The organism is Haloarcula regularis (genome assembly GCF_029338315.1).
GTDB classification, from domain to species: Archaea; Halobacteriota; Halobacteria; order Halobacteriales; family Haloarculaceae; genus Haloarcula; species Haloarcula regularis.
In genome coordinates this window covers 3,415,983-3,436,982 of the sequence record NZ_CP119794.1, presented here as the reverse complement: position 1 = coordinate 3,436,982, position 21,000 = coordinate 3,415,983, and the positions used below count along the sequence as shown (strand labels likewise).

The following is a 21,000-nucleotide window of genomic DNA, read 5'->3' as shown; positions in this document are numbered from 1 at the left end:
GGACACACACAACAGAGTTGGGGACGAACCCATACCGCTCGGTGCCCTGGATACGGTATGTACGTCTTCTGGCACCAGCGCGACCTCCGCGTCCCCGACAATCGGGGGCTGGCGCTCGCGGCGAGCGAGGAGCGAGTCCTCCCCGTCTTCGTCGTCGACGCCGACGTCCCGGACCAGGTCGGCGCGCGACAGCGAGCCTTCATCTACGACGGCGTCCGAGCGCTGAAACAGGCCTACCGCGAGCGAGGGAGCGACCTCCTGGTGCGGCCCGGCCCGGCCGCCCAGGTCCTCGCCGACGTCGTCGAGGAGTACGACGCCGACTGCGTCTACTACAACGAACACTACCACCCTGAGCGCCGTGAGCGACAGCGACGGGTCGACGAAACAGTGCCATCCCGGTCGGTCGTCGACCGCGTTCTCGTCGACCCGGGGACCCTCGAGTCGCGCTACCGGAACCACAGCCGGTTCTTCGAGGACTGGCGGACCCGCGAGAAACTGCCGCCCGCCGACGGACCTGCCGACGGGGCGCTGGTGGCGTTCGCGGACGGCGAGACCCCGCCGACCGAGGAGGCCGACGTCGACCTGCCGGCGGCGGGCTACGACGCCGCCCGGGAGCGATACGACCGGTTCCTCGCCGACGGCATCGAGACGTACGCCGACACGCGCGACGACATGGCGGCGGCCGTCGACCGGCCCGTCGGCGCGGTGTCGCGGCTCTCGCCGTACCTGGCGACGGGGATGCTCGGAATCCGCGAAGTGTGGGCCGACGCCACCGACCGGTACCGCGCCGTCGCCGGGGACTCGGAGCGCAACGTCGAGAAGTTCCGATACGAGCTCTCCTGGCGCGAGGGGAACTACCACCTGCTGTATCACAACCCCACGCTCCCGACGGAGAACTACAAATCGTTCCCGAACGCCATCCCGTGGGAGTCGGACCCCGAGCACGTGGCGGCGTGGAAGGCCGGCGAGACGGGCTATCCGCTGGTCGACGCCGGGATGCGCCAGCTGAACGCTGAGGGGTACGTCCACAACCGGCCACGGCAGAACGTCGCCTCCTTCCTCACGAAGCACCTCCTGACCGACTGGCGCGTCGGCGAGCGCTACTTCGCCGAGCAGCTTCTCGACTACGACCCCGCGAACAACGCGGCCAACTGGCAGTGGACCGCCTCGACAGGCACCGACTCCGTCGACGTGCGCATCTTCGACCCCGTCGCCCAGATGGCCAAGTACGACGCAGGCGCCGACTACGTCACTGCCTACGTGCCGGAACTTCGGGGGGTCGACCCCGGGAAGGTGGTCGAGTGGCCGAACCTCTCGGACGACGAGCGAGCACGGGTTGCGCCCGACTATCCACACCCCATCGTCGACCGGAACGCGGCCTACGAGCGCGCCCAGCGGGTCTTCGAGACGGCACTCGGGAAGCGGTAGGGGGTCACAACGAACCGGGGAGCACCCGCGGGTCGCCCGACCGGTAGATGTACTCGGCGGCGATACCGGTCAGTGGCGAGTCCGCCTCGGTGGCGTACGACTCCGCGAGGTCGAGGTACTGCTCGGTGATGTCCACGACGTGCCGGTAGGCGGCCTCGTCGTCGGGCGCGAGCAGGTACTCCGCAGTCACGGGCGTCAGCTGGCCGTTCACCCGGTCGTCGGCGTAGTCGTCGACGTCGTCGAGCCACACCTGCGCGCCGATGATGGCCAGCACGATGGCCTTCGCGAACGTCTCGTCGACGTCGAGACCTGCCAGGCGATAGAGGTCCAGCATGCCGTCGTAGATGACGCCCACTCGGGCGTACTGGGTCTTGCTGTAGGGGAGGGTCATCTCGCGCTCGCCGAACGTCGGTGGCTCCTCCTCGTAGTCGGCCAACTTGTACTCCGCGCGGACGGCGTCGAGGGCCGCCTCGTCGCCGGCCTCCGCGTCGGCCATCAACTCGCGGAAGTGCTCGTCGCGGTCCTGGTGGGCCTCGCTGTAGTCGACGGCCCACTGGTAGGCCTCCTCGACGACCGGCGGGAGCTCCTCGAGCAGGCCGTCGAGGTGGTCCTGCAGGGCGGCCTGAGCGACTTCCGCGACGCGTCGCCGGTCGGCTTCGTCGGCGTCGAAGTCCACCTCGAAGTCCTCGAACTCGTCGTCGTTTATCGCGTCGCGCATGTCACCGTCGACGAGCGCCTCGATGGAGAGGCGGGTCATCTGCTCGGCCCGGACGACCATCTCGCGGGGCGAGAGGTCCTGGGCCGGCCCCTTCTCGAGGGCGGTCTCGTCGACCGACGGGATGCCGTCGGCGATGGGCTCGCGGACAGGGTCGCCCTCGGCCGCGTGGCGGGCCTCGCGGTAGACGTAGCCGAGCGTGAGCTGGGCCGGCAGGATGAGCTTGGTGTCGTACTCGAACTCGACGGGGTGGCCGAACTCCGCTTCGAGTGCGTCCTCGACGCGGGCGTTCACGTCGGCGACCATCCGTTCGGTGCGGTCGTCGATCTCGGACTTCAGGGAGAGGCTCGCGTAGTCGAAGACGCCGGTGTCGGCGTAGTACCCCAGGACCGCCCGCAGGGCAGTCGGTACTCGCCGCCGGTTCGCGAGGACGCCCGCCGCAGTTTGCAGGACCATCTGTCGAATCTCCGCGTTGGCGGTGCTGTGACTGGTGGGTCCTTTACCCTTTCGAGACCCGAGTCGGGACATTCAGCAAGACTGATTACGCACAGGCGGGACCTTGGACTATGCGCGAGCGCTTTGACGTGGTGATAGCCGGGGCCGGGCCTGCCGGAGCCCAGTGTGCCCGCGACATAGCAGAGCGGGGCTACGACGTCCTCGTCCTCGAGACGGAACCGGAAGCCGAGTTCCCGCGTCAGAGCAACAAGTCGACCGCAGGCACGTTCCCCTCCATGATGGCCTCGTTTGGCATCCCCGACGACGTCGTCATGAACTACACCGACAGCGTCGTCCTCGAGTCGCCCAGCGACCACTACGTCCGCGAACAGACCGGCGCGGTGCTGGAGTTCGCCGACTTCAAGCGCTTCCTCGTCCGGGAGGGGCGGGAGAACGGCGCGACCTACCGCTTCGACTCGCGGGTCTCGGCGCCCATCACGGAGGACGGCGAGATCGTCGGCGTCCGCTACGACGGCGACGAGGAGGTCTACGCCGACGTCGTCATCGACGCGACCGGGCCGGCGGCGCCGCTGGCGAAGAAACTCGGCGTCACCGACCTCGCTCGGGACCACCAGGCTATCGGCGTCGAGTGGGAGTTCGAGGGGGTCGACGTCGACCACGACGACTACGCGGACCTCACCGACGCGATGATGCTCCGCCTCGACCACGACCTGGCGCCGGGCGGCTACTCCTGGATCTTCCACACCGGCGCGGACACGGCCAAGGTCGGCCTCTGTTACATCCAGAACGACTCCCACCAGCAGTATTCCAAGGACGGCATGGGCATCGACGACTATCTCGAGTACTGGCTCGAGACGGACCCCCGCTTCGACGACGCCCGACGCCTCGACGGCAAACAGCACCGCGGGTCGGCCCACATCCAGTCGCCGGGACAGATGTACACGGACAACTTCCTGGCCATCGGGGACACCGTCCCCAGCATCGACCCGCTCTGGGGCGAGGGCATCCACACGGGGATGAAGTCCGCCCGCGCGGCCGCCATCACTGTCGACTCGGCGCTCACGCCGGCCGAACGCGACACCTCGGCCGAACACCTCTCGGTCTACCAGGACCTCTGGCACCGGGACGTGGCTCCGCGGGCCCGGGCGCGCCTGACGCTGACCGAACTGCTCTATCTCGTCCCCAACGAGCGTTACGACCGCCTGATGGCGGACCTCCGCGCGTGCGACGACGACGTCCTCCAGCGGGCCAACCGGGGCGACAAGCTCGCGATGGCACGTCTCCTGCACCTCGATGACCTCCCGACGCTGTTCGAGTACGCACGGAATCGGTTCCTGAACTGAGCGGCGACAGAGCGCCCGCTGTGGGGGCAGTGCGGCAGGCTTTGCCAGTCGGTCGGACCCTCCTGTGATGACCGCGAACCCGAGCGACACCGTCGGAGTCGTCGGCGACGACGACGTAGCGGCGCGCCTCGAGTCGGCCGACGTGCCGATCGAGACGGGGACGACCGGCGCAGTCCCGTCGACGGACCGCGTCGTCGCCGTCGGTGAGGCCGCCGTGACCGCTGCCGCGCGGGCCGACCACGACCCACTGGTCCTGCCGGTCGCGGCCGGGCGGGGCGTCCGGTCGGTGTCCCGCGACGCGGTCCCGGACGCGGTCCGGTCGCTCGAGTCGGCCCGTGTCGAACGCCACCCGCTCCTGTCGGTCACGCTCGACGAGGAACCGGTCGGGACGGCAGTGAGGGACGCGATTCTGGTCACGGCGGACGCGGCCCACATCTCCGAGTACACCGTCGCCAGCCCGACGGACCACGTCGGGACCTTCAGGGCCGACGGCGTCACCGTCGCGACGCCGGCGGGCTCGCCAGGCTACGCGCGGCGCATCGGCGGGCCGGTGATCGAACCCGCACCCGTCACCGTCGTGGCCCCCGTCGCCCCGTTCGCGACGAACCCCGACCACTGGGTGCTCCCCACCGAGACCGTCACGGTGACCGTCGACCGCGACGAGGCCACCGTCTCGCTGTTCGTCGATGGGGCGGAGGCGGGGACCGTCGACTACGCAACCTCGGTGACGCTCGCCAGGGAGGGGTTCTGGCGGGCCGCCGTCGTCGACGCGAGCCGGTCGCGCTTCGACTGAGCGGGCGAGAATTGGAAAGACACTAATGGGGACCGGACACAGTGTCTCGTATGCAGCCATCAGTCACGCTCTTCGGGCCGCTGGACACCATCTTCGGGAGCACGGGCCCCGGCGGCGTCCTCGTCATCGAGTACGTCATCATGGCCCTGGTGGTCGCGAACCTGCTGACCCGACAGCTGGCCCACCGACGACACGTCAAGCAGTACAAAGAGGGCGGTGTGGACGCCATCACCCGCATGCCCCTCCACGTGGGGACGAACGTGCAGCTGGTCGTCGCCTCGTTTTACTACATGACGCTGGCCCACCACGGCGGGATGGTCATGTCGATGCTCGTCCTCGGGGCCGTCATCACGGACTTCTTCGAGTTCGAGTCCCGCAAGGTCGAGGCACGCCGCGACATTCCCCTCGAACGGCCGAAAGGCTCCATCGTCGCCTCGATGCTCGTCCTCCTCTATGCCGGCTTCCAGAGCCTCTTCTGGATAATCGCCTCGCCCTGGAACGCCATCGTCTGACGCGACACAGACGACCTGCTTTTGCGATCGAGTCATCCACGACCGGACGGCCCTCGACCGGCCGGGCTCCGGCGGCGAATCTCGAACGTGTCCCGGACTGACGGAGTAGAGCGATTGCAGAACCTCGGACCCCGACTTACCGGTCCCGGCGACCGCGTGGCGAGTCCGACGCCGTCGTCCGTGCTGGCTCGCAGGCTACGCGCCGACTGCGACGCTGTCTGTCCTCCTGCACCGACGACTTCCCACACTGGCCCCGGAGTCGCCCCAGGTGTCGGACCGGCGGCGCGACGACGCCCGAAAAGTGCAGGTGCCGTCGGCTGCTCGGGAAAACGTCGTGGCGACGACGGCGGGATCTCGGCCCTGAACGGAGAACGGAGAATCAGGCCGAGCGCTCGTCGAGGTACTCGCGGGCTTCGCCGATCAGCGGGATGACCACCCAGAACGTCAGCGCGCCGATGATGGCGAACCAGAAGAACGCGTCCATCAGGACGAGCCCGATCTGGTCGAAGACGGTCGGGTTCTCGATGGTGACCTCGCCGGTGAGCTGTGCCTCCTCGAAGCTCGGCGTGCGGTACCAGCCCGCGAAGGTCATCCAGGCGAGCCCGCCGACCATGAGGATACCGAACCCCTTGATGAATTCGTCAGCCATTACCTGATTCTTCGGTAGCGTCGTCTTTAGACTTTCCCATTTCCTCGGTCCGAAAGCGCGTCGAGAAGGCATAGACCACGGCTCCGGCGAGGATGAGTCCCAGCCCCGCGATGGCGACGGGCACGTCTATCTCCGAGGCCGGGACCGACGCGCGCTGGGTCGCCGTGTCCACGAGGATGAACCCCCCGACCACACAGAGGACGGCAAACAGCGTCGAGAACACGGTGACGGTCTTGTACACGCGCAACGGCACGACGACGTCACGTCGGCCCGCCGTCGGCTTCGAGTCGTCCTCTGTCATCACCGCCACTAGGGGCGCGACCTACTTTACTGCGGCGAGACGCCTCTCTGGGAGCCCGTCCGGTCGTCGTGTGAGCGACACTGGAAACACGGCTCGAACAGCGTCGAGAGGTATCCTGACGAAAAACAGGGGGAGTCTCGAACCTGGGGGCTACTTCGGCGGCCGCAAGCGGTAGTACCGCCGGTTGAGGTCGAACATGTACCCCTCGCGCATCGTCTTCAGCACCGCGTAGGTAATGGTGGCGCTGACGACGGGCAACAGGAAGGTCAGGTCGAACAGCAGGTGGGAGTCCATCGGGATGAGGTTCTTGATGGACAGCGCGGCGATGGTCAGGCTGAAGATGACGCCGGACATCCCGACAGCGGCCCAGAACGGCTGCTCGACGGGGCGCCGGGCCGACCCCTTGTTCAGGAAGGGGACGATGGCGACGAAGCCGACGACCACCACGTTGGCGAGCACACCGTAGGTCCGGTCGGCCATGATCTTCTGGCCGCCCAGGATGCTCAGGCTGGGGTTCAGCGGGCCGAGTTTCAGCAGGCCAAAGGACCAGTAGAGGTACCAGTCCGGCAGGATGATGGCCGGCGTGACGCTGGAGTTTGCCGGGTTGGGCATCTCCGGCGGGAGCGCCGCGGAGACGAACAGGATCATCCCGACGAAGAACGCCGACAGCGCGAGGTTGCGGATCATCTCGTGGGGCCAGGCCGGGAACGCCAGCACGTCGCGCTCGACGTAGTCGGACTCCTGGCGGAGGTCCTGGTCCTCGCGGCGGGACCGCTCGAAGTACTCGTAGGTCAGCCGGGAGAGTCCCTGGGTCCGCTGCTTGCGCTCGGACCACGTCGGGGTCTCGTCGTCCGGCGGGACGATGCCGGTACCGCCGCCGTCTGTGCGAACGTCGTCGTTGGTGTCGTTGTCGCTCATTGTATCAGTGTGGTTCCGCGATGCCCTGCATCCAGACGATACCGATGTGCACGGCGATGACCGCCGTCGTGACGAACGGCAGGACGAACACGTGCAGGATGTACATCCGCACGAGCGTCGACTGGCTCAGCGTGAAGCCGCCGAACATCAGCTGGGCGACCCACTCGCCGATGAGGGGGATCGACAGCGACATCTCGACGCCGATCTGGCCGGCCCAGAACGACAGCTGGCTCCAGGGGAGCAGGTAGCCCGTGTACCCAAAGACCAGGGTCAGCGAGATGAGGACGATGCCGATGATCCAGTTGAGCTCCCGCGGTTCCTTGTACGCGCCCGTGAAGTAGACCCGCAGCATGTGCAGGAACACGGCCGCGACCATGATCTGTGCGGCCCACCGGTGGACCGAGCGCAGGAAGAACCCGAGGTTCAGCTGGCCCATGATGAGCAACACGGAGTCGTACGCGATGGTCGGCGACCCGTCCGCTGCGGCCGCAGCCGGTGCGTAGTAAAAGCCCAGCAGGGCACCGGATATCGCCGCGACGATGTACGCGAGCGTCGAGAACGACCCCAGCGCGTACAGCGGGTACCAGTACCAGAACTTGTTGTCGAGGTTGTACTGTTCGGTGTGGCTCTTTGGCATCTGCATGTTGACCTTGTAGTAGAGGTCCTCGAGGATCTCGAGGTAGTCAACGATGCGGAGCCGCTTGTCGAGCCAGATCAGCGCCGTGAGGTACACCGTCTCTATCGGCGTCAGCTCACGCGATTCCATCCAGCCTTTGTGGTCGTGGTCGTCTTTGCGTTCGAGACTCATTGGTTACTCCTGTGGTGGCCGCGGGAGCGACACGAACTGTTTCTGGACGGGACTGAACGGGTCGTACACCGACTGGTGACACTGGCAGTAGATCTCGTCGGCGGCTCCGAAGTTCGCGCTCCCCGCCTGTGTCTTGAAGCCCGGGACACAGCAGAAGTGGGTGCACTTGTTCAGCCAGGCGATGAATCCCTGGTCGGTCGCCTCGGAGATGAACGACGAGACCGGTCCCGGGAGCTCCGAGTACTTGCCCTCGCCGTTGGCCATCTTCTCGACCTCGACGGAGCGGATGATCTGGACCGGCACGCCGCCGGTACCGTCGCTGTTCGACCGCCAGGTGACGCTCGCCGGTTTGCCGACCCCGGACCGTCCGATGCCGTTGCCCCACTCCTGGTAGTCCGAGAACATGTCGACCGTGAGCGTCGCGCCGCTCTCGAACTCGCTTTGCCAGGCGAACGTCCCGGTGTTGTTGAGGAAGCTGTTGTTTCGCTCGGCCTGCGGGTAGATCGCGCCGTCGCTCTGGATACCGCAGTACTGGAACCAGGCCGACGAGTAGTCGATGCCGCTGCCGCCGTAGTCCGGGTCCACGGCGACGCCCTGTGCGGGGTCGTATTCGGGCCAGTGGCCGCTCAGTTCGCCCCCGCTGATCTCGATGGGGATGATGGGCATCCCGCGCGGGGCGGGTCCGTCGGTGTTCTCGACGCCGACGAACGTGGTCGTCCCACCACCTTCACCGGCCGCGTCAGTCGTCGCGTCGACGGCGGCCGCGCCACCGACGCCGACACTCGACAGCGCTGCGCTCCCGACGACGCCTTTCACGAAGCGGCGCCGACCTGTCTCGGATGGGTATTTGTCTTCGTCCAGTGGCATTATTTCTTGTAGTATGGGTAGACCGCACGTTTGATGTTCTCGACGAGCGCCTCGTTGTCGAGGACGGTGGTCCCGTCGACGTCGTCCTGTTCGATGTAGAGGTCCTCCCACTTGCGACGGCGCTTCTTGACGATCATCACGTCCGGGAGGAACTCCTTCCGATACAGCATCATGATGAAGGCCAGGTCGATGAAGATAGCCGTCAGGACGCCGCCCAGGAACATGTTGGCCTCGATGAGCCGGAGGGTGAGCGTGGTGCCGATGCCGGACGCCCAGCCGGCGAGCATCCCGTAGGTAAAGAGTCCGACGAGGACGATCTGGATGACGGTGAGCAACACGATGCCGACGGCGGCGGCCGTGCTCTCTCGGGGCGGTTCGTACCGGTGGATGTCACCGTAGGTGGAGCCTTCGGAGGACATCAGTTGTTCCCCCCGCTCGTGTGTGGCGACTCACCGTACTTCAGGAGGAAGAACGTAAAGACCAGCGAGATGACGACCGCCAGTCCCGCGCCGAACCCGACGAAGTGGGGCTGGATGGGGACGCCGGCGTAGTGGGGGTCGACTTCCACCGGGCCGCCACCGCCGACGGTCTGGGTGGGGTAGTCCTCGCCGACGACGATGGCGCCTTTCATCCCGAGACCCTCGTGTGGGACACAGACGTACGGATAGATGCCGTCTTCCTCGAAGGTGTGTTCGTAGTTGACGCCGGCGTTCGACACCGGGTCGCCGGAGTCCAGCGGCCCGTCACCGTCCGAGACGACGTTGTGGCCGCCGCCCTCGCCGGTCCATTCGAACTGGACAGTGGCACCGTTGTCGACGTGTACCGCAGGTGGGTCGAAGGCGAACGCGCCGCCGTTGCCCTGCGCACCGACCGAGACTGTCACTTCGTCCTGCCCGGTCGCGTCGACGGTCGTGCCGTCGAAGTTCCCAACCTGATCCAGGAAACCGCCGTAATCCGGGACTGTCTCGCCGCCGCCGCCCTCCTCCTGGGCCGCGGCTGTGCCGGTCGCACTGAGGGCCGCCGTCGCACCGGCGGCACCCCCGGCAGTCCGGACGAACTCCCGCCTGTTCATATACAACGAAAGGTCAGGACTGAGTTTGTATAAACCCACCGGATACCGCCCGCAGGCACCGTGTTGGCCACCTCCGGTGCGTTACTCCGTCTCCTCTCGCTCCCCGGCCCCCTGGGGATCGAGTTCAGGGACGAAGTCCGGCCGTTCGCCGTCCTCGAGGCCGATAGCGCGGAGTCGCTCGCGGTACTCCTCGGCGCGGAAGGTATCCGAGAGCCGGGCGTTGGCCACGGTGAAAAAGAGGACGAGCGCGATAGCGATGAACGCCAGGCCGGCGACGAACAGGAAGACAGTGTTGACGCCGGGCCCGCCGATGAGATTCGCCACCGCCAGCACGCCCGAGCAACAGACCGAGGCCCGCGAGCAACTGCGCGCCGGCGATGACCTGGAGCATCCGGTTGCCCAGTTCGCCGCCGCCCTCGGGGACGGCCTCGGGTTCGGGCAGGGGGTTGTCCGGTACCGTCTCGGGGACGTCGTAGGAGTCCATCGACGCGAGCGCCACCGTCGGTTTCACGTCCCGCATGACCGTGCCCTCGCCTTCGACGCTACCGTCGGGGTAGACCAGCGCGTAGCCCTCGTCCGAGTAGGCGAGTACCCGCGGCGGGTCCTCGTGGCGCTCGATGCGGGCAAAGACGTCCCGCTGGGAGACGCGGTTCCGGAGGTCGCGGTCGACCCGGTCCAGCAGTTCGTCACCGGTGATCCACGAATCGGGGTCGAAGGCGACGTCCCACTCCTCAGCGGTCATCTCGGCCATGTCCGCCGGCCCGAAGTTGTCGAAGTCGTACTTCTCCTCGACCTGTTTCCGGAGCGCCTCGACGTCCTCGGAGTCGGTGTCGGGCGAATCGGCTGGCCGCTCCGGGCGAGACCGCTTGTCCGAGGAATCACTCATCACGTCGCTCTAGGGGGGCGATGCCCCTTAGGGTGACGATTGTGGGCGCTCGTCGCCACGACGCCGCGCCCCATCGGCGGCGGATGCCGGCCTGGCCCGGGACGCGAATCTCGTAACCGCGCCCCTTTTGCCGTCGGGTCCTAAGCCGCGGTTATGGTGTCCGAGAGCGCCATCGCGACAGTGGTGCTGGTGTCGGTGACGCTCAGTTTCCCCTGTTTCGTCTACGGCGCGTACTACATCATCGAGTCCGACCCGGTCACGTGGGACGTGCTGGTCCACCACCTGAAGTTCGTCACGACGGGCCTGACGCTGACGACAGTGCCCATGCTGGGCTGGATGGTGCCACGGCTCCCGGACCAGCTCGGTGGCCTCTCGGCGGTCCACGCCTATCTGGGCCTGCAGGCCTACGCCCTCCTGCTGTTCGGCGGCACGGGCATCGTACGTATCTTCCGGGCCAAGCGGGAACACGACCTCTACAACGACTACGACCAGGACCTGCTCTTGGAGGAGATCGGCGGCGAACAGATGGACCACTGGCGGTCGCGCCTTCGCATCGGCGTCTTCGGCTACGTCATCTTCTGGATGCTGGCCTACGTCGTCGGCGCGGCGCGGTACGTCCTCCGGTACGTCGTCTGAGTGCCGGTCGAGCGTCCTGAATCAGGCCCAGGGCTCGCCGCTGGCGAGGTCGACGTCGCTGTCGCCCTGCTCCGACGGGCAGATATCGGCGAGCACACAGGCATCGCAGTCGGCCGACCGCGCCCCACAGACCGCCCGCCCGTGGTCGATGAGCAGGTGGGTGAACTGCTGCCACTCGGCCTCCGGGACGACATCGAGGAGGTCCTGCTCGATGGCCTCGGGTCGTTCCGCCTCGGTCAGGCCGAGGCGACGCGAGAGGCGCTGGACGTGCGTGTCGACGACGATGCCCTCGACGACGTCGTGGCCGTGCTGGAGGACGACGTTGGCGGTCTTGCGGCCCACCCCCGGCAGGTCGGTCAGAGCCGACATGGTGTCCGGCACCTCGCCGTCGTGTTTCTCGACGATCTGCTCGCCGATGCCCTGCAGGTAGCCGCCCTTGTTGTTGTGGAAGGTGATGCCGTAGATGTCCTCGGCGAGCTGTTCCTCGCTGGCCGCGGCGTAGTCGGCCGCCGTCTGGTACTTCTCGAACAGGTCCTCGGTGACCTCGTTGACGCGCTCGTCGGTACACTGCGCCGAGAGGACGACGGCGACCAGCAGTTCCAGGCGGGTCGAGTAGTTCAGCGAGATGGTCGAGTCGGGGTACTCCTCGTGGAGTCGGTCGACGACCTCGGCGGCCTGTTCGTCGCGTGCGGGAAGCGGCGTGCCCATACCGGGCCACGGGGTGGCACCGACTTTGGCGTGTCGTTCCCGCCTAGAGCCGGCCGACCGCGTCGAGGAGAGGATCGACGTCGGGCGCCGTGTCGGGAGCCTCCCGCTCGTCGACCCACCGGAACGCGACCCGGACACGCCGGTCGACGAGGAACGCCGAGCGGCGGGTCGTCCCGTCGGGCCGCTGGACGCCGAACTGGGCGTCGACGCCGGGGTCGTCGACGAGCAGGGGGAAGGGCAGGTCGAGTTCGGTCGCGAACTCGCGGTGGGATTCGAGCGTCCCGGGGGCGACGCCGAAGACGCCGATGCCGTCGGTCAACGCGCCCCAGTCGGCGTCCCGGAGCGCCTCGAGGTAGCCCGCACAGGCCGGCGCGAAGTCCTCGGTGTAGAAAGCCACCAGCACCGGGACCCGGTCGGTGGCCGCCGAGAGCCGGTAGGACCCAAAGCCCGCCCCGGCGGTGCCGTCGAGGTCGAAGTCAGGTGCGGGGTCGCCCACGTCGAGCATGCCACCACCGAGGGACGACCGGCCGATAAAACCACGGTCGATGCCGTCGGCGACGAGCCGACGCTGTCGCTACCGGATCAGGACCGTCCGAAAACCCGCGGGAGCGAGTGTGTCCGAATCACTCGGTTAGTCGGCCGTCACTTCGTGGCCAGCCGCACCCGCTTCCTCCTCAATCTGGGCCGTGAACCGGTAGGCTCCGTACAGCGCCAGGATGGCCAGCCCGAGCAGGACCAGGCCGGTCCGGAGCGTCGGGTCGACCATCGGGGTCGCTACGATTTCACCTGCGTCGTTCGTCATCGGTGCCGCCCCGTAGGGCTGGCCGGCGAGGATCTCGACGATGCCGAGCCCGACGATGCCCAGCAGCATCAGTCCGCCGCTCAGTGCCAGTGCCGCTTTGTCGATGATGTCGTTAGTCATTGTTGTGTCACCTCCTCAGCCGAGGATGTATTTCAGGCGTGGGCGCCGCTTGACGAACTCGAGCTTCTCGATGATGGCGTCGAGCCCGTAGTATCGCCCCGTGCCCAGGATGAGCATCGTGGCGAACAGCAGCAGGCCCATGAGGTCGCCGTTGACGAGGCCGTGGCCGAATCCGGCGTTGCCGATCCAGAACAGGGTCATGAAGATCATGCCCCCGAGAGAGGCCAGCCGGACCAGGACGCCGGCCATCAGCGCCAGGCCGATGAGCGTCTCGAACAGCGGGACGCCGGGCTTGATAAGCCACGCCAGGTTGTTGCCCATCCAGACCGGGATGGGGCCCAGCGCGGTGCCGGTCATCTGCTGCATGTAGGCCGGTCCGTAGGTGAAGGCCAGCCCATCCTCGATCAGTTTGGTCACACCGGCGTGGAAGAACCACCATCCGGTGACGATGCGCAGGAAGGCCAGCCAGTACGCCGTCAGTGGGCCGTCCAGGTCGAGCGTGAACTCGTCGGCCAGTGGGTTGGTCGCTTGGTAGGACATCGTCGTTACCTCACATGTGAACGTGTGTGGAGCAACTCCATATAAACAGCCACACGTTCCCAGCAACTGAAAACGGTTCTGAAGGGCTGAAAATGCAGAATCCTGTAGAATCGGGTTGCCGGGCGCGTTCGGTCGAGGGTTTTTATCGAGCCCCGACTACTCCCGACGGCGGTCGCTGGGGACCGGGTCGGTGAGACACGTCGAATGACTCCGAGCTGCCTGACTCCGCCGAGTATATCATTATCAATAATCGAAGAAACTACTATACCACCCAATTCAGCATTATCTATTATGGGAGTTAGAGGACTGGGTGGCGGCGACCAATGTCCCGAGCCGAGCGGCGAGTGCAGGACTGCGGCCCAGAGTCCGATCGCCTCACGGCGGCGGCCGCGACCGGTCGTGCTCGTCGTCGACGGGCCGACCCGCGCCGAGCTGTTCGAGCTCTGGATTAGCGACGGGTGCGAGGTCCGGACAGCGAACACGATAGCGGAGATACGGGACGCGTTCGAGGAGACGATCTCCGTCGCGCTGGTCCGGAACGAACTCCCGGACGAGGCGAAGGCGGAAATCGAGACCCGGATCAAAAATTCCTCGCCGTACTGCCGAACCGTCGTCACGACGACCGAACACGTCGAGGTGATGTTCCCCGGGCTGCCCTACGACGTCTGTCTGTCAGAACCCACGACGAAGTCGGCAGTCCGCCAGACGGTCGACCGTCTGACGCGCCGGTCGCGGTATCAGTCGCTGCTCAAGGACTACTACGACGTCACGCTCGGCATCACGAACATGGAAGTCGGGGCGACAGCCGCGGAGCTCGACGGGTGCGAGCGGTACGAGGAGCTGTTGGGGACCCGAAGCCGTCTCCGGGCGGAACTGGACGACCTGAAGTCGACGTTCGACTCTGACGATCTCCGTGCGGTCCAGCGGGACCTTCGGCCCGAGCGGGGCTTCGGGCCAGAGACGACGCAGCGGAACTCACGGCGGAGCGAGAAGCACAAACCGGACACGTGTATCGGTTGCGGGCGGACCTGGGACGTGGGTACCGACGGGTCGGGGGGAGCGGGCCATCGTCGGCTCGGTGCGTTCGTCTGGAAGTGCATGGAGTGTGGCACCGTCCAGAACCTCCCGGACCCGAGTCACCGGCGCGTCACCAAGCGGTGAGGTGAGTCCGGGGGTCCCGAGCGACCGGTCCCACCGACCGTGAAGTTCAACACATCGACTCGACTACCCCCCGACAGAGATGCCCATCGAACTGGTCGGCGAGCACACCACCGCTCGGGTGATGGTCGAGGACAAATCGCTGCTGGAGGAGTCGTGTCGGGCCCAGATCCAGTCGCTCGTCGACCACCCGGCCTTCACCGAACCGGTCCGCGTCATGCCGGACACCCACTGGGGCGCGGGCGCGCCCATCGGCTTCACGATGCCGCTGGGCGACCGCATCGTCCCGAACGTCGTCGGCGTCGACGTCGGATGCGGGATGGCCGCGACCAACCTCGGCGAGGAGCTCCCTCTGGCCGACGCGGAGCGCGAACGTCGCGTGCGCGCGGCAGTTCCGATGGGGCGGTCCGTCCACGACTACGACGACGCCCCGCACCTCGTCGAGGAGTTCCCCTTCGAGCGGGCGAACCGGGTGTTCGAGCAGTTCGACGCCGCGTTCGAGGCGCGGTTCGGGGAGCACGTCGACCCCGTCGGGTTCGACTTCGACGGCTACGACGGCGAGTACTTCGAGTCCCTGTGTGCGCGCGTGCTGGCCGACCAGCGCCAGGGGATGGGCCACGTCATCCAGAGTGCCGGCACGCTGGGCGGGGGCAACCACTTCGTCGAGTTCGCCCGCGCACGCGACTCCGGCGACTACTGGCTCGTCGTCCACAGCGGGTCCCGGTACCTGGGCAAGTCCGTCGCGGAGTACTGGCAGTCGAAAGCGACCGACCGCAGGGCGGTCGGGGCCATCCGCGAGTCGATTCCCGAGGCGTACACAGACTACCTGAAATTCGATCCGGAGACGGTCAGCGACGCCGACCTCTACGAGTGGGTCACCGGCGGCAAGGGCGAATCACACATCCGGAAGGACAAACTGCGCCGGGAGCTGTCGGGGACGGACATCGAGAACGCCTTCGACGCGCTCGGATCGCTGGGCCCCCACGTCGGCGACGGCGAGGACCGGAACACCGACCTCGACTGGCTGGAGGACCGTGAGGCACACGGCTACTACGTCGACATGCTGTTCGCCCAGCAGTACGCCCGCTGGAACCGCGAGCTGATGAGCGACGCCATCTGCGAGGCGCTGGGCGTCGACCCCGTCGACCGGTTCCAGAGTATCCACAACTACATCGACTTCCGGGACCTCACGGTTCGGAAGGGCGCGACGCCGGCACGCGAGGGCCAGCGCCTCGTCGTCCCGTTCAACATGGCCGACGGGTCGGTCATCGCCCGCGGGAGAGGCAACGACGACTACCACCAGACGGCCCCCACGGGGCCGGCCGGGTGATGAGTCGGGGACGCGCCCACGACGTCGTCGACATGGACGCGTTCGCCGAGGCGATGGACGGAGTCTACTCGGAATCGGTCGTCGAGGCGGTCCGCGACGAGGCGCCGATGGCCTACAAGGACGCCGAGGTCATTCGCCGGGCCCTGGAACCGACCGCCGAGGTACTCGAGCGTCTCGACCCGGTCCACAACCTGAAAGCCCGGCGGTAGGGCGGTGGCGATGAAACGTATTTCCTGCTGGCGCACGTGGCTAGCGTATGACAATCCTGGTGGCCATCGCACCAGACGCCGTGTCGGACGACGTCCTCGACACCGCGATAACGCTCGCAGAGGGCCTGGATGAAGAGCTGTACGTCGTCCACCTGCTCGAGGAGGAACTCGCAGACGCCGGCGCGAGACAGCTCCGCGAGGAGCTCAGACAGCGCCTCGCGGACGCGCCCGTCGTCGCCACGGTGGCACTTGAGTACGTCGGCCGGTCGGGTCGGCGCAACGGGACCCGGGTCGCACAGGAACTGCTGGAACTGGCAGCCGACGTCGACATCTCCCACATCGTGATGGGACACAGACACAAGGGACTCAGGGACCGGCTGACCGGCGGGACCGCCGCCTTCGCCGTCCTCGATACGGTGTCGGTGCCGGTGACCATCGTCCCCGAAGCCGAGTAAGCCCACCTTAGTCGGCCGGCTGGGCCCCTGCGTCGGCGTGGCCCTCCGCCTGGTCGGCCCGGTCGGCGAGTCGCCGGACCAGGCGGTCGAGCCCCAGCGTCGCGAGGAAACAGCCGGCACTCACGTACAGCAGGAGACGGGAGTCGACGAGGGCCCGGTGGAAGACGCCGGGGCCGTAGCCGAGGCTGAACGCGAGGAAGCCACACAGCGAGGTCGTCCACCCGAGGCCGGTGAACGCGGCGAGTTGGTCGAGCGAGTCGGTATCGAGCGACAGGCGATCCAGGTCCATAGCGGGTAAGGAAAACATACCCTCAAAACCGTTCTTCTTGTGGGTACCTACCCGACAGCGAGTGGCCAGTGAGCGGCCTCATCCACACCGGAGTGGTACGTAGCCCGCCACCACCCCGCTGGTATCAGGGAACGTGACGCGTCGGCCGGCGTGGTCGGCCGACGAGCGCCCGATTCCCCCATGTGCCCATCGGTCACTCGACCGATCGGCTACAGGCCGAGTTCGCGACCCAGCACCAGGCGCTGAATCTCGCTGGTTCCCTCGCCGATCTCCATCAGTTTCGCGTCCCGGTAGAACCGCTGGGGCGCGAAGTCCGTGGTGTAGCCGTAGCCCCGAGCACCTGGACGGCCTCCTCGGCGACCTCCCGGCAGATCTCGCTGGCGTCGAGCTTCGCCAGGGAGGACATGCGTGTGAGGCTGGCGGCTTCGCCGCCGCCTCGCTGGCCCTTCGGCCCAGCGCTATCCTCGCCCGCGTCGTACATCGTCGCGGCCTTGTGGGTGAGCAGGCGAGCGCGCTCGATCTTGCGGTCCATCTCGACGAGTTTGTCGCGGACGGCGTCGAACCTCGAGATGGGCTTGCCGAACTGCTCGCGTTCCGTGGCGTACTCGCGGGCGGCCTCGAACGCGCCCTGTGCCAGGCCGACCGAGAGCGCGGCGATGGAGATACGGCCCCCGTTGAGCGTCTGCAGCGTCTGATCCCACCCCTCGCCCTCCTCGCCCAGCAGTCGGTCCGCGGGCACCCGGCAGTCCGTGAACTGCAACTCGCAGGTCGGCGACGCGTTCAGCCCCATCTTCTCCCACTCGGCGGTGACCTCCCAGCCGTCGTCCTCGGGCGAGACGATGAACGTCGAGACCCCGTCGTACCCCGCGTCCGGGTCGGTGACGGCCTTGACCAGCACCGACCCCGCGACGGAGGCGTTGGTGATGAACTGCTTGGTGCCGTCGATGACGTACTCGTCGCCGTCCCGCACGGCGCGCGTGTCCATGTCGCTGGCGTCGCTCCCGCTGCCGGGTTCGGTCAGCGCCCACGCGCCGAGGTACTCGCCCGTCGCGAGCGGGCGGAGCCACCGCTCGCGTTGCGCGTCGGTGCCGAACTGTTCGATTGGTTTCGACCCCAGCGACGTGTGCGCGACGTACGAGAGACCGACGCTCCCCGAGACCCGGCCCAGTTCCTCGGCGACGAGCGCGTAGGTCAGCGTGTCGCTCCCCAGGCCGCCCCACTCCTCGTCGATGGGGACGCCCATCACGTCCAGGTCGGCCAGCTGGTCGAATATCTCCGCCGGGAACCGGTGGTCGTCCTCGATGTCCTGGGCGATAGGCGCGATCTCGTTCTCGCAGAACTCGCGGACCGAATCCCGTATCATCCGGTGTTCGTCGGGGAGCGTGAAGTCCATACCCGGCGTAGGGGTTCTGTGACCAAATACCACGGGGCCGGTCACAAGCCATTTGCCCGCGCCCATCCTCCAGTCCGACGATGGCGTTCCGACGGTTCCTGCGCGGGTCAGTCCCCTGGGAGCAACTGGAGGGCGTCGTTCGGGCGGTCATGGACCGCTACGACGAACCGTCGGCCCGCGTGACGTTCCTGAACGCGGACAACTGGCTCTCGACGCCCTTCGTGGTCAACGATCGGTGGTTCGTGAAGCTCATCACCCAGCAGAACTCGCTGGTCCACGGCCTGCTGACCACGGGGCGGAACCTCGGCGCGTTCTCCTCGGGGACCGAGGGCTTCTTCGAGCACTTCGGGACCCCGTACGAGATGGCCGAACACGAACTCGCGGCCACCGAGCGAATGCAAGAACTGGGCGTCAACGCCCCCGATCCCGTCGAGGCCTTCGAGTACGAGGGGATGGGCGTCGTGGTGCTATCGTATCTCCCCGACTTCGAGACGCTCGACGACCTGCCACGCGAGCAGATAGAACGCCACACGCCGACGGTCTTTCACGACCTGCACCGGATGCACGAACACGGCCTGGCCCACGGCGACTTCCGGTGTGAGAACGTCCTGGTCGCCGACGACGAGGTGTACTTCATCGACGCGACGAGCGTCCGGGAAGACGCCATCGCCGACGCTCGGGCCTACGACCTCGCGTGTGCCCTGGGCGCGCTGGAACCGCTCGTCGGCGCGCCGCTGGCGGTCGCCGCGGCCAGCGGCGTCTACGACGCCGCGGAACTGCTCGCTGCCGAGGAGTTCCTCGACTTCGTCAACCTGCGACCGGACCACGACTTCGACGCCGCCGCGATTCGCGGGGCCGTCGAGAAGCGGGCACTGGACAGCGACGGGGCGTGAGTCGCCGGCGGCCGCTCACGGCGCGTCGTCGGGCGTGTCGAAGTCGTGGAAGTGTTCGCCCTTCTCCTTCGAGAGGACGTTCAGCGCGGCGGCCGCGCCGTCGCCCGCCGAGATGATGGCCTGCCACTCCTCGGCACGGACCATCGCGCCCGTCGCGTAGGCGTCCGTGACGCTGGTCTCCATCGAGACGTCCACGTCGACGACGCCCTCGTCGGTCGTCGCACAGCCCAGGTCCTCGGCCAGGTCGCGTTTTGCGCCAGTCGCCAGGATCAGGTAGGTCGCCGTCACCTCGCCCTCCTCTGTCGTCGCGGTGAAGCCGTCGTCCGTGGTCTCGACCGCAGTGACCGCTGCCTCGCGGCGGTCGGCGCCGAACGACGCGACCTGCTCGCGGGCGTCCTCGAGGAACTCGGTGCCGTCTCGCGACTCGATACCGAGGTAGTTGAACAGGTGGGCCTTGTGGAGCCAGGTCTTGTCCGTGTCGTACACGACGGTCTCGAGGCCGTTCTTGGAGGTGAACAGTGCGGCACTGAGGCCGGCGGCGCCGCCGCCGACCACGAGTACATCAGGCATACGATACAATGGCTCGTTTGACAGATAAATGTAGGCCTTGTCGGACTTGGTCTACGGGCACGGGACGCTACAAACGACGCTTGAGCCATCTGAAGGGTTATTCCCGACGGTCGCGTGGTTGCGACCGTGAACCGACGACGCTATCTGTCGGCCCTCGGCGGTGGCCTCGCCGCCCTCGTCGGCGCAGTGGCACTGGGGGACGCCACCAGAGCGGACGTCGCCGCGGAACGCGGCCTCCACCGGCCGAGCGGAGCACCCGTCTCGACGCGGACAGTCCGCGACGACGTCACGTACCTCCCCGAGCGAGACGCCGTCCGCGACGGGGACGGGACTCGCCCGTTCGCCGCATGGCTTCGGCGCACGGCGTTCGAACACGCCGCCGAGACCGTCGTTCCGGTCGTCGAGGACCGCCTGGGCGAGTCCGACGCCGGCCTCGGCCGGGGCATCCGGAGCCTCCTGTTCGGGTCGATCGTCACCGTCGACTACGGCGTCACGCGGAACCGGGATGGAGACGTCGTGGCCGAACCGTCTGTCCCGCTCGAGCGCGTGCTGTCTGTCGCTCCCCGCTCGGTGGACGTGACGGTCGAACTCGACGGCCGGACGGCGCGCCGCGGGGCCCCGGTCGGCGTCGAGGTGACCGAGACCCAGTACCTCTAGGCTTCGAGGAGCCGTTTCGTCTCCCGATGGCGGTAGCGGAACATCGGTTCGAACCCGACGACGCCGAGCGGCCCCACCGCACGGCCCAGTGGCCCGCCGGGGAGTTCGTACTCGACGTGGTCCTCGACGATGGTGGCGTCAGGGCCGTCGGCACGGAACCGATGGGTGTGTTCCCAGTGCGGGAACGGACCCTCGCGCATCACGTCGCGGAACATCGCCTCGTCCTCGCCGGCCTCGCGGGCCACGATGTCCGAGACCCAGCGCTGGCGCGGGCCGACGCCGAACGGTCTGATGGAGGAGACGACGGTCGACCCCGCCTCGAGCACCTCCGGGTCGGACTCACCGTCCGGGCCCGTCTCCGATTCGATGCGGAGGTTCATCCAGTCGGGCGTCAGCGCGACGAGGCCCTGGCCGGTCGAGTGGAACTCCCAGACTGTCTCGAACGGGGCCTTCACGCGGACCGACCGCTCGTAGGTGTCCATGTCGGAGCGT

General features: G+C 67.4%; 24 protein-coding genes and 3 pseudogenes. 10 read left to right on the top strand and 17 right to left on the bottom strand.

Features of this window, described 5'->3' with window-relative positions:
- Nucleotides 1-57 precede the first annotated feature (57 nt).
- The gene (locus P1N55_RS18610) at nt 58-1,428 is read left to right on the top strand and encodes a cryptochrome/photolyase family protein (protein ID WP_276276948.1); all 1,371 of its coding nucleotides are present in this window, start codon (nt 58-60) and stop codon (nt 1,426-1,428) included.
- 4 nt (nt 1,429-1,432) lie between these two features.
- Here the strand turns inward: P1N55_RS18610 and P1N55_RS18605 are convergent, their stop codons facing one another.
- Entirely contained in the window at nt 1,433-2,599 is a 1,167-nt protein-coding gene (locus P1N55_RS18605) for a hypothetical protein (RefSeq protein WP_276276947.1), read from the bottom strand.
- Nucleotides 2,600-2,709: 110 nt separating this feature from the next.
- Here P1N55_RS18605 and P1N55_RS18600 point away from each other — a divergent pair, with 110 nt between their 5' ends.
- The 3 genes from P1N55_RS18600 to P1N55_RS18590 all read left to right on the top strand — a co-directional run bounded on the left by P1N55_RS18600 (nt 2,710) and on the right by P1N55_RS18590 (nt 5,247).
- Nucleotides 2,710-3,942 carry a digeranylgeranylglycerophospholipid reductase gene (locus P1N55_RS18600; protein ID WP_276276946.1) on the top strand — a complete coding sequence of 411 codons (1,233 nt, stop codon included), beginning with the start codon at nt 2,710-2,712 and terminating at the stop codon, nt 3,940-3,942.
- 67 nt (nt 3,943-4,009) lie between these two features.
- The gene (locus P1N55_RS18595) at nt 4,010-4,735 is read left to right on the top strand and encodes an NAD(+)/NADH kinase (protein WP_276276945.1); all 726 of its coding nucleotides are present in this window, start codon (nt 4,010-4,012) and stop codon (nt 4,733-4,735) included.
- 50 nt (nt 4,736-4,785) lie between these two features.
- On the top strand, nt 4,786-5,247 hold the full coding sequence (locus P1N55_RS18590; protein ID WP_276276944.1) for a DUF7313 family protein: 462 nt from the start codon (nt 4,786-4,788) through the stop codon (nt 5,245-5,247).
- Between the two features lie 379 nt (nt 5,248-5,626).
- Here P1N55_RS18590 and P1N55_RS18585 read toward each other — a convergent pair whose 3' ends face one another.
- From P1N55_RS18585 to P1N55_RS18550, 8 genes and pseudogenes are all read right to left on the bottom strand, one after another.
- Nucleotides 5,627-5,896: a DUF7314 family protein gene (locus tag P1N55_RS18585; protein WP_276276943.1), complete on the bottom strand. Its 270-nt coding sequence runs from the start codon at nt 5,894-5,896 to the stop codon at nt 5,627-5,629.
- Nucleotides 5,889-6,197 (bottom strand): DUF7315 family membrane protein, encoded by a 309-nt coding sequence (locus P1N55_RS18580; protein WP_276276942.1) that lies wholly within the window; start codon nt 6,195-6,197, stop codon nt 5,889-5,891. Before P1N55_RS18580 ends, P1N55_RS18585 begins: the two co-directional genes overlap by 8 nt.
- Nucleotides 6,198-6,347: 150 nt before the next feature.
- Entirely contained in the window at nt 6,348-7,115 is a 768-nt protein-coding gene (locus tag P1N55_RS18575) for a cytochrome b family protein (RefSeq protein WP_276276941.1), read from the bottom strand.
- A 4-nt stretch (nt 7,116-7,119) separates the two neighbouring features.
- Entirely contained in the window at nt 7,120-7,923 is an 804-nt protein-coding gene (locus tag P1N55_RS18570; RefSeq protein ID WP_276276940.1) for a cytochrome b, read from the bottom strand.
- A gap of 3 nt (nt 7,924-7,926) precedes the next feature.
- Nucleotides 7,927-8,790 carry a ubiquinol-cytochrome c reductase iron-sulfur subunit gene (locus P1N55_RS18565; RefSeq protein ID WP_276276939.1) on the bottom strand — a complete coding sequence of 288 codons (864 nt, stop codon included), beginning with the start codon at nt 8,788-8,790 and terminating at the stop codon, nt 7,927-7,929.
- On the bottom strand, nt 8,790-9,209 hold the full coding sequence (locus P1N55_RS18560; RefSeq protein WP_276276938.1) for a DUF7318 family protein: 420 nt from the start codon (nt 9,207-9,209) through the stop codon (nt 8,790-8,792). The genes P1N55_RS18565 and P1N55_RS18560 overlap by 1 nt, the downstream gene beginning before the upstream one ends.
- Entirely contained in the window at nt 9,209-9,862 is a 654-nt protein-coding gene (locus P1N55_RS18555; protein WP_276276937.1) for a halocyanin domain-containing protein, read from the bottom strand. The genes P1N55_RS18560 and P1N55_RS18555 overlap by 1 nt, the downstream gene beginning before the upstream one ends.
- 81 nt (nt 9,863-9,943) lie before the next feature.
- A pseudogene (locus P1N55_RS18550) lies at nt 9,944-10,748 on the bottom strand (DUF7319 domain-containing protein).
- Between the two features lie 153 nt (nt 10,749-10,901).
- Here P1N55_RS18550 and P1N55_RS18545 point away from each other — a divergent pair.
- Nucleotides 10,902-11,384 (top strand): DUF7321 family protein, encoded by a 483-nt coding sequence (locus P1N55_RS18545; protein ID WP_276276936.1) that lies wholly within the window; start codon nt 10,902-10,904, stop codon nt 11,382-11,384.
- A gap of 21 nt (nt 11,385-11,405) precedes the next feature.
- Here the strand turns inward: P1N55_RS18545 and nth are convergent, their stop codons facing one another.
- The 4 genes from nth to P1N55_RS18525 all read right to left on the bottom strand — a co-directional run bounded on the left by nth (nt 11,406) and on the right by P1N55_RS18525 (nt 13,554).
- Nucleotides 11,406-12,092, bottom strand: coding sequence for an endonuclease III (gene nth, locus P1N55_RS18540; protein ID WP_276276935.1), 687 nt, complete (start codon nt 12,090-12,092; stop codon nt 11,406-11,408).
- A gap of 43 nt (nt 12,093-12,135) precedes the next feature.
- Nucleotides 12,136-12,597 (bottom strand): redoxin domain-containing protein, encoded by a 462-nt coding sequence (locus P1N55_RS18535; RefSeq protein WP_276276934.1) that lies wholly within the window; start codon nt 12,595-12,597, stop codon nt 12,136-12,138.
- Nucleotides 12,598-12,723: 126 nt separating this feature from the next.
- Nucleotides 12,724-13,014: a hypothetical protein gene (locus P1N55_RS18530; RefSeq protein ID WP_276276933.1), complete on the bottom strand. Its 291-nt coding sequence runs from the start codon at nt 13,012-13,014 to the stop codon at nt 12,724-12,726.
- Between the two features lie 15 nt (nt 13,015-13,029).
- Nucleotides 13,030-13,554: a DoxX family protein gene (locus tag P1N55_RS18525; protein WP_276276932.1), complete on the bottom strand. Its 525-nt coding sequence runs from the start codon at nt 13,552-13,554 to the stop codon at nt 13,030-13,032.
- 291 nt (nt 13,555-13,845) lie between these two features.
- Between P1N55_RS18525 and P1N55_RS18520 the strand changes: the two genes are divergently transcribed.
- The 3 genes and pseudogenes from P1N55_RS18520 (at nt 13,846) to P1N55_RS18505 (ending at nt 16,706) form a co-directional block, all read left to right on the top strand.
- On the top strand, nt 13,846-14,715 hold the full coding sequence (locus P1N55_RS18520; RefSeq protein WP_276276931.1) for a HalX domain-containing protein: 870 nt from the start codon (nt 13,846-13,848) through the stop codon (nt 14,713-14,715).
- A 79-nt stretch (nt 14,716-14,794) separates the two neighbouring features.
- A pseudogene (locus tag P1N55_RS18515) lies at nt 14,795-16,251 on the top strand (RtcB family protein).
- A gap of 47 nt (nt 16,252-16,298) precedes the next feature.
- A complete protein-coding gene (locus P1N55_RS18505) occupies nt 16,299-16,706 on the top strand; it encodes a universal stress protein (protein WP_276276928.1) in 408 nt (135 codons plus the stop codon).
- Nucleotides 16,707-16,713: 7 nt separating this feature from the next.
- Here the strand turns inward: P1N55_RS18505 and P1N55_RS18500 are convergent, their stop codons facing one another.
- Complete coding sequence (locus P1N55_RS18500) at nt 16,714-16,995, bottom strand: hypothetical protein (RefSeq protein WP_276276927.1); 282 nt, start codon at nt 16,993-16,995, stop codon at nt 16,714-16,716.
- 209 nt (nt 16,996-17,204) lie between these two features.
- Nucleotides 17,205-18,388: pseudogene (locus tag P1N55_RS18495) on the bottom strand (acyl-CoA dehydrogenase family protein).
- 80 nt (nt 18,389-18,468) lie between these two features.
- On the opposite strand from P1N55_RS18495, the gene P1N55_RS18490 reads away from it, so the two are divergent.
- Nucleotides 18,469-19,281, top strand: a complete 813-nt coding sequence (locus P1N55_RS18490; RefSeq protein WP_276276926.1) for an RIO1 family regulatory kinase/ATPase domain-containing protein — start codon at nt 18,469-18,471, stop codon at nt 19,279-19,281.
- 15 nt (nt 19,282-19,296) lie between these two features.
- Here the strand turns inward: P1N55_RS18490 and P1N55_RS18485 are convergent, their stop codons facing one another.
- Entirely contained in the window at nt 19,297-19,851 is a 555-nt protein-coding gene (locus tag P1N55_RS18485; RefSeq protein ID WP_276276925.1) for an FAD-dependent oxidoreductase, read from the bottom strand.
- A 126-nt stretch (nt 19,852-19,977) separates the two neighbouring features.
- Here P1N55_RS18485 and P1N55_RS18480 point away from each other — a divergent pair, with 126 nt between their 5' ends.
- Nucleotides 19,978-20,508 carry a hypothetical protein gene (locus tag P1N55_RS18480; RefSeq protein WP_276276924.1) on the top strand — a complete coding sequence of 177 codons (531 nt, stop codon included), beginning with the start codon at nt 19,978-19,980 and terminating at the stop codon, nt 20,506-20,508.
- Here P1N55_RS18480 and P1N55_RS18475 read toward each other — a convergent pair.
- Entirely contained in the window at nt 20,505-20,990 is a 486-nt protein-coding gene (locus P1N55_RS18475; protein ID WP_276276923.1) for an SRPBCC family protein, read from the bottom strand. The two genes, P1N55_RS18480 and P1N55_RS18475, sit on opposite strands and share 4 nt — an antisense overlap.
- Between the last annotated feature and the right edge of the window lie 10 nt (nt 20,991-21,000).